This is a genomic window from Liquorilactobacillus ghanensis DSM 18630 (assembly GCF_001435235.1).
Classification (GTDB): Bacteria; Bacillota; Bacilli; order Lactobacillales; family Lactobacillaceae; genus Liquorilactobacillus; species Liquorilactobacillus ghanensis.
Genome location: NZ_AZGB01000022.1, coordinates 42,102 through 59,287, shown reverse-complemented (window position 1 = coordinate 59,287; position 17,186 = coordinate 42,102). Strand labels below are relative to the sequence as shown.

The following is a 17,186-nucleotide window of genomic DNA, read 5'->3' as shown; positions in this document are numbered from 1 at the left end:
ATATTGAGAATCGCAGGAAGGAACAAATTATTGTTGACCAACAAAGATATTGATTATTTAGTAAACTTTTTGAAAGATAAACAGATTTCAACGATCACCAAAGATTATCACACCTATTTGACTTTTCATGGATTAAAGGCAGCCAGCGTTTTTATTTTAAAAGAAGGTATTATAAAAACATCAGTTATTTTGCAGGATGGACGGGAATTCAATATTTCGTATATTAACCAACCCGATGTAATTTCTCTACTACACGATGAAGCCTTGCAATATGATGAACAACCCTTTAATGTTCGAATTGAATCTGAAACAGCAGCATTTTATCAGATAAATCGTGTGAAATTTTGGCAGTACGTTAATTCCAATCCGCAACTGCAAAATTATGTTAAACAATATTATCGTCATCGCTTGTCAGAAAATTTTTCACGGCTGCAGCGTCTAACTATGAATGGCAAACTGGGGGCTTTAGCAAATTTTTTGCGGGACATGGCACTTAAATTCGGTCGTCATTTACCGAATTCAAACAAAATCTTGATTGACTTTAATGTCACTAATGAAGATATTGCCGGTTTTTGTGGCATTGCCAATCATACTAGTGTCAGCCGTATGATGCGTAGACTAAAAGATGAATCTGTTATTGAATTTACTACTAGTAACGACAATAAACGACGGATTATTATTAAAAACTCAAAAAAGCTTGATGATTATATTGCATATTAAAAGAGCCAGCAGCAGTTTTTAATCACTGTTGCTGACTCTTTGCTTATCCAATTATAATTTATTCAAGAATCAAACGGGTTATTTCAGGTTCCTTAACCAAATAGTCATTGACTCCGGCTAAAAACTTTTGAAAATGAGGAGTTGCATTATGTGCTTCTACAGCTGCTTGATCACGCCAATGTTCAATAATTTCATATTCATTATCACTGTCTAGTTTTTTAAAATGACCATAATACAAATTTCCGGTCTCTTGTGCTGAATTTCTGACTAAATCAGCAATAAATTCTTCGTATTCGGCTTTTAATTGAGGTTTTACAACTAAGGATACATTAATAACTTTCATGATAATAAAATCTCCTCTATTTATATTATATTTTTCTACAAAAATAACCATCCATTTATATTTTATTCCTTTTATTAAAATTAACAAGCAAATAAGAATCAAAAAGCTTTCAATTATTAATGTACTAATAATTGAAAGCCCTGTTTAAATATTAAGCAAACCAATTTATTTTTTTAAATTATTTTTACGGGTCAAATATTCCTGGTAAGAAATTTTTCCCTTGGCATAAGACTCATCGAGAATTTTAAAAGCAGTTGTCGGTCGCTGATTTTTAATAAATAAGTAGCTAAAGAAAAAGCCCAAAATGATTACAATTGCAATTAATAATCCGACCAACAACCAGCCTCTTGACATGTGCCAGCCCATGAATGAATTCCAATTTCCACAACTCCACATCATCATATTCATCCCCTAACGTTGATTTCTTCGCCTAAAGTATAAAATCAAATCGCTCTGATTACAAATATAAATCTTAATGCGAGTTATTCTTTGCGAAAAAGCCGCTAATCCATAAAAAGGTATCCTTGGCAGCAATCACCAATAAGGGTAAATAGAGAGTATCCAGCATTACACACTGTAAGATTCCATTAATCAAGGGCCAAGCAAAAATCTTCAATTCAACTAATGAGCCGGCAATTACACTGCAAAGCATTAATAAAATAATACTCAACATAATTTTAGGCTGTTGATTTTTTTTGGCTAGCAGTAATAAAGAAAAGTTAATTAACAGTAAAGCACCGGAGCCGATAAATGAACCAAAAGCATGTAAAAAAGCTGCTGGATCAGTAAAATAGTTTGTCGAATAATCAAATAAAGCTGTCATTAAACAATCACCGATTCCATACAGGGCAATTAACCAGCCAAAAGTGATTGCCATTTTTCGAGAATACTGCTTAAATCGGTTAGCAAGATAGGGAGCTGCTAAAATAAATAAAATTCCATCAATGATTTCCCAAATTTTAAATGCGTTGCGCAAGAGCATTCCAGGTTGTCCCAATTCGCTTAGCAGCCAAACATGTTTACTTGTTTCACTAAAAAAACCCATAAAAAATGGCAAATTTATTTCCCGCAATAATGCTACTAATAAAAATAAAAAGCCATATTTTTTTAAAAATTTCATTTTGGTCACCTGGTTAAAGTTCAATTTAATTTGCCAACATCTCGCATTTTACCACAATCATTCGCTAACAGACCCGCTTTTTAATTTTTTATAAAAATCTAACATTTTTTAGAATGTCCTTATAAAACAGAAATCTTCATCTGATACAAAAAGAATAATATAGTATTCTTTAAAATAATTTGATTAAAATTACTCCAGCCAGCATTACGATAATCCCCAACAATTGAATTGGTTCAATTAAAATTCGGTCAGCACCTAACCATCCAAAATGATCAACTAATAAACTACCGGTAATCATACCAAATAAAACGATCACAACTGCCAAGCCGGTTCCTATGACTGGTACCAAGAAAGCATTTCCCAATACAAACAATGCGCCTATAATTCCACCGATCCAAATCCACCAGGGATGAGAAGTGCTAAAAGCTGGTTTTAAGTGAATGCCATGCTCTCGAATTATTACAAGCAACCATAAGGCAACTGTTCCAACTAAAAAAGAAATTAAAGCTGCTTTTTCTGCTGAAGCTAAAACAACGCCTAAATGACCGTTGATAGCTGTCTGCATTGCACTTAGCATCCCCGTAAAGATTCCTGCCAGTTGCCACAAAAAACGATGAGGACTTTTACTGACCGTATCAAATTGTTTACGCCGGCTTTTAAAAAGTGACGCGGCTGCGACTGCCATAATTACGCCAATAAAGACCAAGGCGCAACCGCCCAAACGAACTAAATTTAATGTATGCTGTGGTGAATCAAACCAGCCGAAATTGTCAATCAGCATACTCATAATCAGTTGACCAACAACTGGCATAATTACCGTTTGAACACTGCCTAAGTAAGGAAAAAGCACAATGTTGCCTGTTAAATAAATTACCCCTAGCAATCCGCCAATCCAAATCCACCATGGCTGCTGTTTGAACAATAATAGATTAATCATCAAACCGTGTGTCAGCAGTAAAGTTGCCAGCGTTAAAAAAATAGTTCCAACGGTAAATGAAACCATTGAAGACAGCAACGGCGAACCGACAATCTTTCGTAATTTTGAATTGATAGCCGTCTGTAACGGCAATCCAAATCCAATAGTTAATCCCAGCAGAATTGGTAACATTGTTAAACTGCCCTCCTGTATATTTATTTTGCAGCTGAATTATATTTCTTAAATTACTTAAAACCTAAAGTAATGCGATTTTGCGACTGCTTATTTCAGCTTAAGGCTTAGCTTTAGAAATTGTCAACAAGATTACTTTTTGTTGGTGTTTTCATTAGAAAAACAAGTTCTTAAAGCTGTTCGATTTGCTTTATCAATTCAAGAAATTGGTAAATATGTTATACTTAATGTGTAAAAACTTATTGATTTTATTTTGTCATTCTGCTTATCTTAAGGGGGCTTATTCTTATGTATCAAAATATATTGATTGGAATCGATGGTTCAAAAAAAGCTGAAAAAGCTTTTAAAATTGGTTGTGATTTGGCTAAAGCACTCGGCGCAAAAGTTAGTATCGTCTGGATCGTTAACCGTGATCGTGGCATGGATGTTTCTTTTGGCGTTGGCGAAGATTTTTATCTTGATTTAGCTGATCAGGCTACCGAGAAAATAAAACCATATCTTGACCAAGCTAAACAAAAAGGCATTGCTGCTAAATCAGATGTAATCATTGGCAGTGTCAAAACAATTTTAGCCGAAACATACCCCAAAGAACACAATATTGACTTGATTGTTATCGGTCAAACTGGAATGAATAATATTGAAAAATTGGTTGTCGGCTCACATACCAGTTTTGTAGTACGCAACTCAGCTTGTGACGTTTTAGTAATTAAATAATAAACTGCAAAAAAACTGTATTGCTGAATGTTATTTCAACAATACAGTTTTTTTAATCAAATCTTTAGCTGAGATCTTCTCCATTAGATTTAATAACTTTTTGATACCAATAAAATGAATCTTTTCGGATACGTTTTAGCGAACCATGTCCCTGATCATCTTGATCAACATAGATAAAACCGTAACGTTTGGACATTTCAGAAGTTGAGAAACTGATAAGATCGATTGGTCCCCACATTGTATAGCCCAAAAGTTTAACTCCGTCACTGATAGCTTCTTTCATTTGTTCAATATGCTGACGTAAATAATCGATCCGATAACTATCATGAACTTTACCATCTTCTAATTTGTCAACCGCACCTAAGCCGTTTTCAACAATAAACAATGGTTTTTGATAGCGATCCCACATTTCATTTAATGTAATTCGCAATCCAATTGGATCAATTTGCCAGCCCCAAGCTGATTCTTGCAAATAAGGATTACGACCACCAGTTGCCATATTACCGACCGCTGTTCCATCTTGAGCGGCTTGCGTAACAGTTGTCATATAATAACTGAAACTGACAAAATCAACGGGATTTTCGCTCAGAATCTGTTGATCATCTGGCTGCATTGTTATTTTAATTCCTTGTTCAGCAAAATAACGATTCATAAAGCCAGGATACTCACCACGAACCTGCACGTCAGTAAAAAACAAATTCTTCTGATCAGCATCTTGAGCGGCTTGCACATCAACTGGATTTGGCGTTGCCGGGTATGTTTGCATTCGAGCCAGCATACATCCCATTTGAGCCGTCGGAACCAACTGATGCAATTGCTTAGTGGCTAATGCACTAGCTACTAATTGATGATGCAAAGCTTGATATCTCAGTTGTAACTGTTCGTTTTTGGTCAAGCCCTGATCAATTGCTCCCGTAGCATGAAATCCCCAAGTCCCGGTATTGATTTCATTAAATGTTAACCAATACTTAACCCGTTTGCCGTAACGTTTAAAAACGGTTTCTGTGTAGTGGGTAAAAGCAGAAATCACTCGCCGATCTGCCCAACCATTATACTTTTGTGTTAAAGCCAGTGGCATTTCATAATGTGATAGTGTAATTAAAGGTTCAATCTGATATTTAGCCAGTTCATCCAGCACACGATCATAAAAAGCTAACCCTGCTTCATTGGCAGTCTGATCATCTCCGTTAGGAAAAATTCTCGACCAAGCAATTGAAAAACGAAAAACCTTAAATCCCATCTCTGCAAATAATTTAATATCTGCTGCATAATGATGGTAAAAATCGATCCCTCTACGTTTGGGATAATTAGTTGTTGTCTGATCAGCTATCGCTGCAGCCAAACTGGCTTGATCAACTTGATCCATTGACATTTTCTTGCGATTTTCAGCCTTAGAAACTACTTCTGCTGTTGTCAAACCCTTGCCAGCAGTTTTCCAAGCACCTTCGATCTGGTTGGCAGCTGTTGCTCCGCCCCACAAAAAATCTGCGGGAAATTTTTGCGGATAATTATCCAAATACATTAAAGTGCCCCCTATTTATTTTATTCTGGTTTTAATTTTAACAGCCAATTGTCAGCTGCAGCTGTTTCAGTTGTAACATTAACTTCATAATTTTTACTATTAGTAACGACTAACATAATTGTCGTGTCATAACCAGCTGCTTTGATTTTATCTAAATCAAAAGAAACCAGCTTATCTCCTGCATTTACATGCTGTTCTTTTTTAACTAATGTTTCAAAATACTTGCCATTTAATTTAACTGTATCAATTCCTATGTGCAGTAAAATTTCTGCCCCTTGATCGGAAATCAGACCAATTGCATGACCAGTTGGATAAACAGCACTGATTGTCCCACTAACTGGCGCTTTTAAAGTACCTTCAGTCGGAACAATAGCGATTCCTTTTCCCATTGCTTCAGATGAAAAGACTTCGTCATGAACACTCTTTAATGGAATAACCGTCCCAGCTGCTGGTGCAACCACTTCTTCTAAACCATCACTTTTTACTTGTGCTGCATCTTGACCAGAAAATCCGAACAAATAAGTTAAGATAGCGGCTAAGAAGAATGCAACGGCAATTCCAATCAACACACCGCTAAATCCTTTGCCCAGATAAGTTGGCAAGGCTAGCAGACTTGGAAGTGTAAATGAATTAGCATGTGCTTGGAAAGATCCAATGATTGCTCCGCCAATCCCGCCGGAAATAACAGCACAAATAAATGGTCGTTTCATCTTCAAGGTAAGTCCATAAATAATTGGTTCGGTAATGCCGAAGATTCCGGTAACAACACCTGAACCAGCTAAAGCTTTTTGTTTTTTATCCTTTGTTTTCAAGAAAATCCCTAAAGCAGCTCCTGCCTGAGATAAAACGGCAGCACTCAGAATCGGCAGCAAAGGATCATAACCCATTTTAGCAATATTGTTCATCATGACTGGCACGAAAGTCCAATGTACTCCGAAGATAACGAATACTTGCCAGAAGGCTCCCATGATAACACCAGCAAATGCCGGAGCAAAATTGTAGATGCCGGAAACTCCAGCCGCTAATAAATTACTAATACCGGAACCGATCGGGCCAACGACAATTAATGTCAGCGGAACCATTATCATCAATGAAAATAACGGTGTGAAGATATTGCGTACCGCATCTGGAAAAATCTTATCCAAAAGTGGTTGCAGATAAGAAAGGACCCAAACTGCTAATAAGATTGGAATTACCGAAGAAGTATAAGTAGTCGGAACAACTGGAATTCCAAAGAAATGTAAAGTTGTAGCTTTATCAGCAACCGTTACCATTGTTGGATAAACTAAAGCGGCCGCTAAAGCAACAGCAACAAATTGATTGACTTTAAGCCGTTTAGCTGCAGTAAACGCTAAAAAGATCGGCAAAAAGTTAAATAGTGCATCACCAGCTGCATACCAAATTTGATACGCACCACTGGTTTTTGTCATCCAGTCCAAAGCAACGAATAAAGCTAAGAGCCCCTTTAAAATACCAGCACCGGCCATTGCTCCTAAGAATGGAGTAAACGTTCCAGAAATAAAAGCAATAAAGCGATTAATTAAATTTTCTTTATCTGCAGGTTCTTCAGTTGCAGTATCTGATTTATTTTCCAGTCCTGCTTGATTGGCTAACTGGTCGAAGACTTGACCAACTGAATTGCCAATTACGACTTGATACTGACCAGCAGATTGAACTACAGTAATTACACCATCTAAGTTTTCAATGGCTTTCGTATCAGCTTTCTTTTCATCAGTTAACTTAAAACGAATTCTAGTTGCACAATGCCATGCTGTATTGATATTTCCTTGACCGCCAACATTTTTTAGAATATCAGCTGCTAATTTTTGATAATCCATTTAACTCACCTCGAAATTTTTTTAAAAGAAAAACCCAAATACTTTCGCTACAACGGCCACAGTCGTCATTCAAACGAAAATATTTGGGTCTTGCCTAATTGAATAGTAACAATCCCTGATTATTTAGTTAATTCATTAATAATTCGTTGAACATGAATTGTTAAGTAAACTTGTTCATTATATGATAATTGCTGGTGCAAAGAATCAGCGATAAAGTCCACCACCTTTTGTGTACAGGCAAAAGCAGTTGGATACTTTTTTTTAATATGTTCAAACAAAAAGATGTCATCCTCGCTGCTAGATGAACTTTTAGAACGCGGCTTGATTATCCGCTCTGCCAAAAAACGCAGATGAACTAAGAAGCGGCGATAACTGATTGAATCAGTATCTAAGGTAACTTGAAGCTGAAATTGAACAATTTGAATTACATCACCAATCATTTTGGTTAAGGCTACTGTATCATAATTTTGCGGATGATTTAGACCATTTTCAACAAATTTAAGTGCAATGAAACCGGCTTCATCATCTGTTAATTCAACTTGTAAGCGCTGCTTGATAATTACCAATGCTGCTTTTCCGACTTGGAACTCTGTCGGATAATAATGCTTCACCTCCCACAAGATCTCATTATGAATATCAATTTTTTGCCGATGCCGAACAACCGCAAAATGAATATGATCCATCAAAGAAATCAACAAATATTCATTAAACTTGGTTTTCAGCTCCGTTTCGGCTAAGTGAATGATTTGTGCTGCTATCTCTAAATATTCTGGTGAAATATTTTTGATCAGGTCATTAAATAAATTGAACCACTTACCTTCAGTTGGTGCATAAACCTGCTCAATTTTTTCACTTTGAACATCCATCCCTGGCTTTTTTTGAAAACCAAGTCCTTTACCAATTAAAACAATCTGATGATTATTTTGATCGGCCAGTACAACATTATTATTAAAAATCTTAATGATTTTCATAGATCACTTCCCCAAACCCTGGCAATAAAAAAACCTGAGCACAAAAAACGTTTATTAGCCCTAACCAAATAACTAATAAAATTCTGTGTCAGGTTTTGCCCACTTAGATAGCGGTAACAATCCTTCAATGACTTTATATTACAACTTAAATTCATTTTATGCAAGCCCTTTCTATTAGATATCTTCAATAAAATTTAGAACTCTTTATTGACAAGTTAGTTTCAGCCTTGTTTTGATGTAATCTGCGTTGCACAAATTGAACTGCTTCATTGAAGTAATTACGATGTTCGGTAAAGACCAACGGGATCTCAACAATATCAATTTTATTTTTTTCGACCCAAACATTCAGCAAAAATTCGCTCAAAAAACCAAATACCCGCTGTTCATAAGCCGAAAATGACCGAATATCAAGTATTTTTTCCGTCTCTGCTAAAACAGCAAATAACCAACTGCTGTACGCTGCAAATAAATTTCGGCGAGTAATCAGCATATTATACATATGAGCACTGCGTTGATGAAACATCACCTGATCAAAAGCAGCCAGATATGTCGGAAATGAATTTTTTATTACCAAGCGGACCGCCTTTATTCCAGCAGCTTGATGCTGAAAACAATAATGCAACCACAGATTCGGCTCTAAAAAAGTCTGTTTGGGTGGTAAAATCAATTGATGTTCATCCAGCAGCTGCTGCAAAAATGAAGTTTCTAAAATAAATTTAAACGGTTGCTGGACAACCACTTGATTTCGTCCTAAATTATTTGCAAAAAAGCGACGATAATGAACGATTCCCTGCACATCAGCGGAACGATTCTTCCAGGCCCAATACTGTCCGGTCAACTCGCAATAATGAGGATTTTTGGCAGCAATATTATTACCGGTATCATCTTGCAGATATCCGGAATAACGAAAAAATTTTTTCCCGACTTGCAAAGGATAATACAGTTCATTATGCGGTAATTTTAAATTCTTATGACTGATAATATATATTTCGCTTTTCAAAAAACAACCTGCTTTCGAATTTGCATTACTCAAACATCTTACTTGTCTGCTTGTTTATTGAAGTTACTCGCTGCAATTTTCCCTGAAGTAAAATTCGCAACGGCGTACGGGCTACCCCGGGAACTGGATCACAAGTAACCAGTGTCAGCAATTTTTGCTGGGGAACATCATCAATTACTTGAACTTGATACTTGCTAATGGTTTTGCGCACCGTTATTCGATAAGTATAAACTTTTTTACCATCTGTCAAGTAAGCCAGTTCACCGATTTTAGCTTTGGCCAATGGTGAAAAAAGAATATTGGGATTATTCATATGGTGCCCAGCTAAAGCATAATTTCCTTGTCCCATTTTTTGATCGGGTTTCATCGTTCCGGCTCCGCGCAACAAATTAGCATTACTGATACCATAAAAAATCGGGAGCTTTAAACCGACCGCCGGCAAACTGATTTTGCCAATCATGCCGGTTGCCCGACTATTTAAACTTTCCTTAGCAATCGCGGTACTGTCAGCTTGCTTAACTTTTTTGAAATTGAAGTTTCCCTTTTTAGGTACTGTTTTAGTTGTCTTTTCAGTTAGAGCACTGCTGGACATTTGTTTAACCAAAAAATTGGCAATTTGCTGATTAAAAACTAGTCCCAAACCGACAATCAGCAAAATAATTACTAAAACTTTAAGTCCCAAGTTTCTTTTCATTCGATAGTAAACTCCTCAACAAATTTAATAGTAGTTGTTTAATAATGTTACTCGCATCATTTAGACCCCAAAAAAGGCTGTAACTTATTTTATTCTATCACAGTCTTAAATTACTTGAATATTATACTGGCTATTAATTAATTATTTCCTTTAATTTTAAGCGGCTCCAACTGCTTTTCAATAGCTGCTAAAGCGACTCCAGCTTGAAGCAGTGAAGCAGCAACGTAAGAACTTTCTACTAAAGCTGTATCATAAAGATGGATTTTCTTAGTCGTCATCTCTGCTGCCATCTCTAAATTCATTCTGGCACTGCCCAAATCATAAAAAGCTAATAACTCGTCAGCTTGATTAGCTGCAATTGCTTGATTGATTTTTTCCAAACTAGTTCCAATTTCTTGTTCATCAGTTCCACCGGCAGCAGTAATTGAAACATCTGTAGCAACCTGCTGCAATAATTTAGGTACTCCGGCAGCTATTTCTGGGACATGCGAAACAATTAAAATTCCATAACTCATTTAATCACTCCCGTCTGCAGCATTGATTCAAATAAATATCCGCTGGAAACCGCTCCTGGATCCAAATGGCCAACAGATCTTTCTCCCAGATAAGAAGCACGTCCTTTTTTAGCTTCCATTTGTTTAGTACTATTAACTGCCTGTTCAATTTTTTCACTTGTTAGTTGACTATTTTTTAAATTATCCCTGACTGGCAGCCAAACATCGACCATGGTTTTATCACCAGCCTGCGCTCCACCACGCTTTTGCAAACCAGCTGCTGCCGCTGTAATCAATTCACTTAAATCAACTGTTTTTGAACTGAGCTTGGCCATTTCCAAAAAGGCCGTACCATATAATGGACCAGCCGCTCCACCAACTTTGCTAATTAAAGCCATTGCCGTAACTTTTAATGCCGAAGTTAAATCGGCTGGTTTAGTTGCCAAAGCCTCACTAACCGCTTTTAAACCACGTGCCATATTATTACCATGATCGCCATCACCGATCTTAGAGTCCAAGTCACTCAGATAATCTTTTTTATCAGCAATTTTTTGCGCAAAATCTTGCATCCAAGCTAAATAATTTTCTAGTGTCAGTTCCATAACTTCTCCTCCTCAAATACTTTTTATTTACCAAGCAATCGTTTTGACTGGGTAATTCAAATAATCCAACCATTTTTCGCTGGCTAATTCAAAAATAGTTAGCGAAATTCCCGCCATATCAAGCGACGTCATATAGTTGCCAACCTTAACAAAGACCGGTTTAATGGATTTTTCTGCCAACTTGTTTAAAACGTCATGGGTAAAAATATACTGTTCCATCAACGGTGTAGCTCCCATGCCATTAACCAAAATAGCATATTTTTTATCGCTGGATAATTTTAAGCTGGCCGTTAACTTGGCTGTTAACTCTGCCGCCAACTCTTTAGATGGTTTAATTTTTTCCCGTCGGTATCCAGGTTCACTATGAATTCCAACGCCGTATTCGATTTCGTCATCTGCTAATTCAAATCCCGGTTTCCCGACTTCTGGTACCGTAGCTGCACTTAAAGCCACCGCAATCGTATTAATATGTGGTAAAACATTCTTAGCTAATTGCTCCAAATCATCTAAAGAAGCCCCTTGATCAGCTGCCGCTCCTAAAACTTTGTGCATCAAGACTGTTCCAGCTACACCGCGCTTTCCTTGGGTATAGAGACTGTTTTCAACCGCAATATCATCATCGACCACAATTGACTTAACAGGGATATCATCCATTTCAGCCATATCTTTTGCCATATCAAAATTCATCACATCGCCAGAGTAATTTTTTATTACTAAAAAGACACCTTTACCGGTATTAACTGCTTTAATTGCTGCGTAAATCTGGTCAGGAGTCGGTGATGTAAAAACTTGACCGGCAACTGCTGCACTTAACATTCCTTGACCGACAAAACCCGCATGAGTTGGTTCATGTCCGCTGCCACCACCGCTGACAATTCCTACTTTTCCTTTCATTGAAGCTTGGTCGCTGCGAACCATCACAAAAGTTTTAGGAATTTGTTTAACATATTGCGGATAAGCTCTTACCATGCCATCAACCATCTCAGCAACAACATCTTGTGGATCATTAATGATCTTTTTCATTGTGGACAACTCCTCGTATTATATAAATTAATCCTTACGTAATTATGATAGACCTCTAAATACAGCCTACTACAATGTTAAAACGTTTTCCAAAAAAAAGACTGCCGCAAAATCAATATTTGCGACAGTATCTTTAAATTATCAAAAATATTTAATACAAGATCATTTTGGTTACAGCAAGCGATCCAACTCTTCTGCTCTGACACTGCGAATATTATCGACTACAATTAACGCTTGAGCATCAATTTCTCGAATTAACGGAATAATCTCAGCTAATTGTTTAGAAGTACAGATCAAGTAAATAATCGGACGTGCAGTTTTGCTATAATAGCCCGTCGCTTTAATTAAGGTGACCCCTTGATGTAGTTCGGTAGATAATTTTTCAGCAATCAAATCCGTTTGATCTGAAATAATATTGATCGATTTTTTTGAACCAAAACGTGCCAAAAAGACATTAGTCAAGTGTGCGGAAATATAAAGCTCCAATACCGTCAGCAGCATATTTTGAAAACCAATTATAAAAACTGAAGGAATTGCGACAACCAAATCAAAGAAAAGTGTTGCTGAGCCAATCTTCATTCCAAAATACTTATTAAAAATCCGCCCAAGAATCGTGCTGCCGGCAATTGAGCCACCAGCATTTAAGATTAGTCCCATTGCCACTCCCGTCAAAAAGCCCCCAGCTAATGTCGGAATAATTGTTTCTGATATTTGATAAGTATAAAATACCGGAATTCTCAAAAAAATTGAGAGCCAGACAATCGCCCAAATTGAACGAATGATTGTCTGTCGGTTTAAAAACTTATATCCAATTAATAGCAGCAGTCCATTTAAAAATAAATTAGTCAAGTACGGCGGAACATTTAAAGTATAGTATGCAATGGTTGTCAGCCCTGTCACTCCACCTTCACCTAATTTAGTTGGAATCAAAAAATAATTAATTGCTATTGCATAAATCATTGCGCCCAAAGTAATTAAAGACAGATTTTTTAAATTCTCAGATTTAAACATTCAAAAAAGTTCTCCCCGCTCTTTTCTAATAAAATACTTTATCAGTATAACGGCTTTACAATGGATTGTAAAACAATCATTGTAAAGCATGTTTGTGCCTATAAATGGTAATTTATAGATAAATCTTACTAACAACATCGAGGTATAATATCCTTGGCAATTATTAACAAATTGAAATTAAATCTGTAACAGTTCGAAATAACTAAACATGTTATACTTTGGACACGGAAAACAATTATTGGAGGTAGTAGAAATGCAAATCATAAAAGAAACTTTGACTGCAGCTGCTAATGGTCCCTATTTTTCAGGTATCATCAAGAAACCCGATCCACATACCGGTTTAAAGCGTTTGCCGGCAATTATTGTTATCCCCGGTGGTTCCTACACACATATTCCGGTCGAACAAGCTGAGACACTTCAGCTAGCCTTTGCAGCCCAAGGGTTTCAAAGCTTTTATTTGCGTTATTCATTTTTAAATGAACACCGACCGCTTTTACCACAGCCGCTGATCGAATTAGCTAAAACAATTGCTTTAATCCGACAGCATGAGGCTGATTGGTTCATTGAGCCAAACCAAATTGCTATTGCCGGTTTTTCAGTCGGTGGACATCTAGCGGCACTTTATAATGATTATTGCCACAGTCGGTGGTTGGCTAAAAGTTCAGGTTGCCAAGTGGATTCAATTGCTATTAACGCTGCCATTTTAAGTTACCCGGTAATTTCTCCAACGCTTGGCTTTCCGAAAACTACCACCGCATTAGCTGCTTGGACCGACAAACCCGATTTTTATGCGGCTGAACAGCATGTTACTGCTGCCAATGTACCAACTTTTGTCTGGGCAACTGCTGACGATAATATTGTCCCCGCAACTAATGCAACCGCCTATGTAGCCGCTCTGCAAAAAAAACATATTCCAGTTGAATACCATTTATATCCTCATGGCCCCCACGGAATGGCTTTGGCCAATTACTTAACTGGTCAAGAGCAGCGAATGCTTGATCCACATGTTGCCAGCTGGTTCAAACTAGCTAATAATTGGTTACATCAAATCTTACTGTAACTAGCTAAAATAAAAAGATGATATACTCAAAGTCTTTTATTACTCCAATAAAAAAAGCCATTATTGGCTTTTTTAATTACTATTTTCTTTAATCAAAGGTAATTACTATTTTACCTTCTGCATGATTAGTTTCACTTAATTCATGCGCCGTAATCAAACCATCCTTAGAGAACGGTAACACTTTGCCGATTTGTGATTCAACAATTCCTGCTCCCATTAAATCAGCAATTTTTTGCAGTTGTTGGCCGTCAGGACGCAACCAAATCGACTTGAACTCTTGGTTATTTTTAGCAGCTAATCCAGCACTTTCTTCAGCTTGACCAGCAATTGAAATTTGTTTACCACCAGTTTTCAACCAGGCAAAAGCAGCAACTTGATTTTTTCCACCTAAAGTATCAAAAATCAAATCAAAGTCTTTTAATTTTGCTACTTCCGTTGGCTGATGATAATCAATAACTTGATCAGCACCTAATTTCTTCAATAATTCTGTATGGTTAGCACTAGCTGTTGTCCAAACTTCCGCCCCAAAGTGTTTAGCAAACTGGATTGCATAACTGCCAACACCGCCAGCTCCAGCTTGAATCAAAACCTTTTGACCAGCTGTTAATTTGCCAAAATCAAACAAGGCCTGCCAAGCAGTCAAGCCTGCCAAAGGAACGGCTGCTGCAGCTTCAAAGGAAACGTTTTGCGGTTTATGAGCTAAAAGGTTCTGGTCAACTAATGTATATTCCGCATAAGTACCTCGAGAAGTTGTGTCTGGACGAGCTAAAACCTCATCGCCAACATGCCAGTCAGTTACTTCACTACCAACTTCAGTGATTACTCCTGCTGCATCCCAACCAACAACAATTGGAAATTGCCATTTGAACATTTGTTGTAAATATCCCTGACGCAATTTCCAATCGATCGGATTGATCGAAGTTGCTTTTAACTTAACGACTACTTGTTTAGAATCTGGATGAGGCAATGGTAATTCAATTTCTTGTAATTCTTTTGCCGAACCGTACTGGTAAAACCCAATTGCTTTCATAAACTAAAAACCTCCATTTAATTTAATTAATACTTCTCTGAAATAAGCATATTATTCAATATAACATATCGAATTTAAGATGCAAAAAATATGCTGTCAATTTAACTATGATTATTTATCTTGCTTAATTGCTAACTTTTTAATTGTCCTTAAATAAAACAATGCTAAAAACAAACATATCAAAATAATAACAACTGCGCCCTTCATAGCCAAGCTGAATCCATTAAACAAAGCCTGCTGAGTTGATAAATATTGATTTGCTGAAGTTTTTTCGCCAATCGACAGCAAGCCAATGAAGGTTGGTGTTCCCAAAGCTGATCCCAATTGAATAAAAGTGTTGATTATGGCGATTCCATCAGTCTGCTCAGTACGATTTAATGATCCAAGAGCAACACTTTGGTTAGGTGACCAGGCTAAACCAATACCGAAATATAACAGACAATTTAAAATCCCAATCACAATTACCGGTGTCTTTAATCCGGTTGTTGTTTGCCAACAGCTGCTGAGCAGCATTAGTAACAATCCACCTAATATCAACCATTTTCCACCATGCAAATCATAAATCCGCCCTGCTCCAACAGTAACCAGCGCGCAAATAATGGCTGCTGGGAAAAGAAATAATGCTGCCGCTAACGGACTTAATTGTCGTCCACCTTCAAGAACCAGCGGTAATAAAACATTCATCGAAAATTGAACCATTTGCATTAAAATTACTAGGATGGCCGCTGCTAAAAACTTGGGCTGTCGTAAAATTCTAATGTTCAGCAACGGTGAAGCTAATTTAAGCTGCCGCTGATAGAAAACTGCTAATATGCACAACCCAATAAATATCAACCCAATTTTAATTATCCAACTTGAGTGACTGTCAATAATACTTATTCCATAAACCAAACTGCTTAATCCAACTACGATCAACCCAATTGACCAAAAATCAATTGGCGGATTGGTCAATTCCAAAGGACTGCCTAACCACAACCACCCACCAATTAAACATAGAACAATCAAAATTGCAAGTAATAAAAATAAAAAACGCCAACTTGTTAATTGTAAAATGATTCCTGAAAAAATTGGACCAAATGACGGACCAACCAAAATGATACTGGTACAGATCGCCATCACAAATCCTTGTTTATTCAAGGGGGCTTGAGCCACCGCAGCTGCCATCATAATTGGAGCTAATAAACCAGTTCCCAATGCTTGAATCATTCTGCCGGTCAATAAAATTGAAAAGTCACCCGCTGTAAAACAAATCAGAGTCCCAATCAAAAAAACGGTCATTGCCCCTAGATATAGTTTTTTGATGGAAAAACTGCGCAATAAAAATGATGATAAGGGAACCATAATGACTACAACTAGCATATAGCCAGTAGCTAACCATTGAACAGTCGTTGCAGAAACTCGCATCACTTTCATTAAGTCTGTTAAAGCAATATTCAAAATTGTTTCGTTAAAAAGAGATAAAAAACCGCCAACCAATAAAATCATCAGCGTTTTACGATAAGTATCAGTGCCTTCCATGTTAACAACTCCTAACCCAAAAGTAAAAAACTATTAAAACACAAAATCCCCCCTTACTGACCAAAAATCGATCAACAAGGGGGTGCTTTAAGTATATGCTAACATGATTAAAACAATTTTTTCAAGTTTATTTAAATTATCAATTAAAATTCTAGACTTGTCATTGAGTCATCTAACCAATCATATTTTAAAATCTTTTTCAATTTTCGATTAAACGGAATCCAAAGACCGCTATGACGTAAATCATCCATAATCTTACTGAAATTGCGATCTCTCTTTGCCATTTTCGGCTTTTCAACTAAAATTATTTCATCATCTTCAGTTTCACAAACAATTTTCGCTTTTTTTATGCCAATAATTCGAACTGGGACAATTGAGCTTTGCTTTTTCATTACGATGTCTCCTTTAGTGAAGCTTC

At 36.8% G+C, this 17,186-nt stretch carries 19 protein-coding genes; 3 read left to right on the top strand and 16 right to left on the bottom strand.

Annotated elements, in window-relative coordinates:
- Positions 1-33: 33 nt before the first annotated feature.
- Entirely contained in the window at positions 34-720 is a 687-nt protein-coding gene (locus tag FC89_RS09480; protein ID WP_057872371.1) for a Crp/Fnr family transcriptional regulator, read from the top strand.
- Positions 721-778: 58 nt separating this feature from the next.
- Here FC89_RS09480 and FC89_RS09475 read toward each other — a convergent pair whose 3' ends face one another.
- The 4 genes from FC89_RS09475 to FC89_RS09460 form a co-directional block, all read right to left on the bottom strand.
- Entirely contained in the window at positions 779-1,063 is a 285-nt protein-coding gene (locus FC89_RS09475) for a putative quinol monooxygenase (protein WP_057872320.1), read from the bottom strand.
- Positions 1,064-1,228: 165 nt separating this feature from the next.
- Positions 1,229-1,465 carry an SHOCT domain-containing protein gene (locus FC89_RS09470; RefSeq protein WP_157060705.1) on the bottom strand — a complete coding sequence of 79 codons (237 nt, stop codon included), beginning with the start codon at positions 1,463-1,465 and terminating at the stop codon, positions 1,229-1,231.
- Positions 1,466-1,535: 70 nt separating this feature from the next.
- Entirely contained in the window at positions 1,536-2,183 is a 648-nt protein-coding gene (locus tag FC89_RS09465; protein ID WP_057872318.1) for a hypothetical protein, read from the bottom strand.
- 169 nt (positions 2,184-2,352) lie between these two features.
- The gene (locus FC89_RS09460; protein ID WP_057872317.1) at positions 2,353-3,291 is read right to left on the bottom strand and encodes a DMT family transporter; all 939 of its coding nucleotides are present in this window, start codon (positions 3,289-3,291) and stop codon (positions 2,353-2,355) included.
- 288 nt (positions 3,292-3,579) lie between these two features.
- Between FC89_RS09460 and FC89_RS09455 the strand changes: the two genes are divergently transcribed.
- Positions 3,580-4,005, top strand: a complete 426-nt coding sequence (locus FC89_RS09455; RefSeq protein ID WP_057872316.1) for a universal stress protein — start codon at positions 3,580-3,582, stop codon at positions 4,003-4,005.
- A gap of 64 nt (positions 4,006-4,069) precedes the next feature.
- Here FC89_RS09455 and FC89_RS09450 read toward each other — a convergent pair whose 3' ends face one another.
- The 9 genes from FC89_RS09450 to FC89_RS09410 form a co-directional block, all read right to left on the bottom strand.
- On the bottom strand, positions 4,070-5,527 hold the full coding sequence (locus FC89_RS09450; RefSeq protein WP_057872315.1) for a glycoside hydrolase family 1 protein: 1,458 nt from the start codon (positions 5,525-5,527) through the stop codon (positions 4,070-4,072).
- 20 nt (positions 5,528-5,547) lie between these two features.
- Positions 5,548-7,365 (bottom strand): beta-glucoside-specific PTS transporter subunit IIABC, encoded by a 1,818-nt coding sequence (locus FC89_RS09445; RefSeq protein WP_057872314.1) that lies wholly within the window; start codon positions 7,363-7,365, stop codon positions 5,548-5,550.
- 119 nt (positions 7,366-7,484) lie between these two features.
- Entirely contained in the window at positions 7,485-8,336 is an 852-nt protein-coding gene (gene licT, locus FC89_RS09440) for a BglG family transcription antiterminator LicT (protein WP_057872313.1), read from the bottom strand.
- Positions 8,337-8,520: 184 nt separating this feature from the next.
- The gene (locus FC89_RS09435) at positions 8,521-9,336 is read right to left on the bottom strand and encodes a DUF4422 domain-containing protein (protein WP_162258278.1); all 816 of its coding nucleotides are present in this window, start codon (positions 9,334-9,336) and stop codon (positions 8,521-8,523) included.
- A 25-nt stretch (positions 9,337-9,361) separates the two neighbouring features.
- A complete protein-coding gene (locus tag FC89_RS09430) occupies positions 9,362-10,030 on the bottom strand; it encodes a class A sortase (RefSeq protein WP_057872311.1) in 669 nt (222 codons plus the stop codon).
- Between the two features lie 137 nt (positions 10,031-10,167).
- The gene (dhaM, locus tag FC89_RS09425; protein ID WP_057872310.1) at positions 10,168-10,545 is read right to left on the bottom strand and encodes a dihydroxyacetone kinase phosphoryl donor subunit DhaM; all 378 of its coding nucleotides are present in this window, start codon (positions 10,543-10,545) and stop codon (positions 10,168-10,170) included.
- Complete coding sequence (dhaL, locus tag FC89_RS09420; protein WP_057872309.1) at positions 10,542-11,126, bottom strand: dihydroxyacetone kinase subunit DhaL; 585 nt, start codon at positions 11,124-11,126, stop codon at positions 10,542-10,544. Before dhaL ends, dhaM begins: the two co-directional genes overlap by 4 nt.
- 27 nt (positions 11,127-11,153) lie before the next feature.
- Positions 11,154-12,149, bottom strand: coding sequence for a dihydroxyacetone kinase subunit DhaK (gene dhaK, locus FC89_RS09415; protein ID WP_057872308.1), 996 nt, complete (start codon positions 12,147-12,149; stop codon positions 11,154-11,156).
- A gap of 171 nt (positions 12,150-12,320) precedes the next feature.
- The gene (locus FC89_RS09410; protein WP_057872307.1) at positions 12,321-13,160 is read right to left on the bottom strand and encodes a YitT family protein; all 840 of its coding nucleotides are present in this window, start codon (positions 13,158-13,160) and stop codon (positions 12,321-12,323) included.
- A 253-nt stretch (positions 13,161-13,413) separates the two neighbouring features.
- On the opposite strand from FC89_RS09410, the gene FC89_RS09405 reads away from it, so the two are divergent.
- The gene (locus FC89_RS09405) at positions 13,414-14,220 is read left to right on the top strand and encodes a lp_1002 family arylesterase (protein ID WP_057872306.1); all 807 of its coding nucleotides are present in this window, start codon (positions 13,414-13,416) and stop codon (positions 14,218-14,220) included.
- An 88-nt stretch (positions 14,221-14,308) separates the two neighbouring features.
- Here FC89_RS09405 and FC89_RS09400 read toward each other — a convergent pair whose 3' ends face one another.
- The 3 genes from FC89_RS09400 to FC89_RS09390 form a co-directional block, all read right to left on the bottom strand.
- The gene (locus tag FC89_RS09400; protein WP_057872305.1) at positions 14,309-15,250 is read right to left on the bottom strand and encodes an NADP-dependent oxidoreductase; all 942 of its coding nucleotides are present in this window, start codon (positions 15,248-15,250) and stop codon (positions 14,309-14,311) included.
- A 111-nt stretch (positions 15,251-15,361) separates the two neighbouring features.
- On the bottom strand, positions 15,362-16,768 hold the full coding sequence (locus FC89_RS09395) for an MFS transporter (RefSeq protein WP_057872304.1): 1,407 nt from the start codon (positions 16,766-16,768) through the stop codon (positions 15,362-15,364).
- Positions 16,769-16,911: 143 nt separating this feature from the next.
- Positions 16,912-17,160, bottom strand: coding sequence for a hypothetical protein (locus FC89_RS09390; protein ID WP_057872303.1), 249 nt, complete (start codon positions 17,158-17,160; stop codon positions 16,912-16,914).
- Positions 17,161-17,186: the final 26 nt, after the last annotated feature.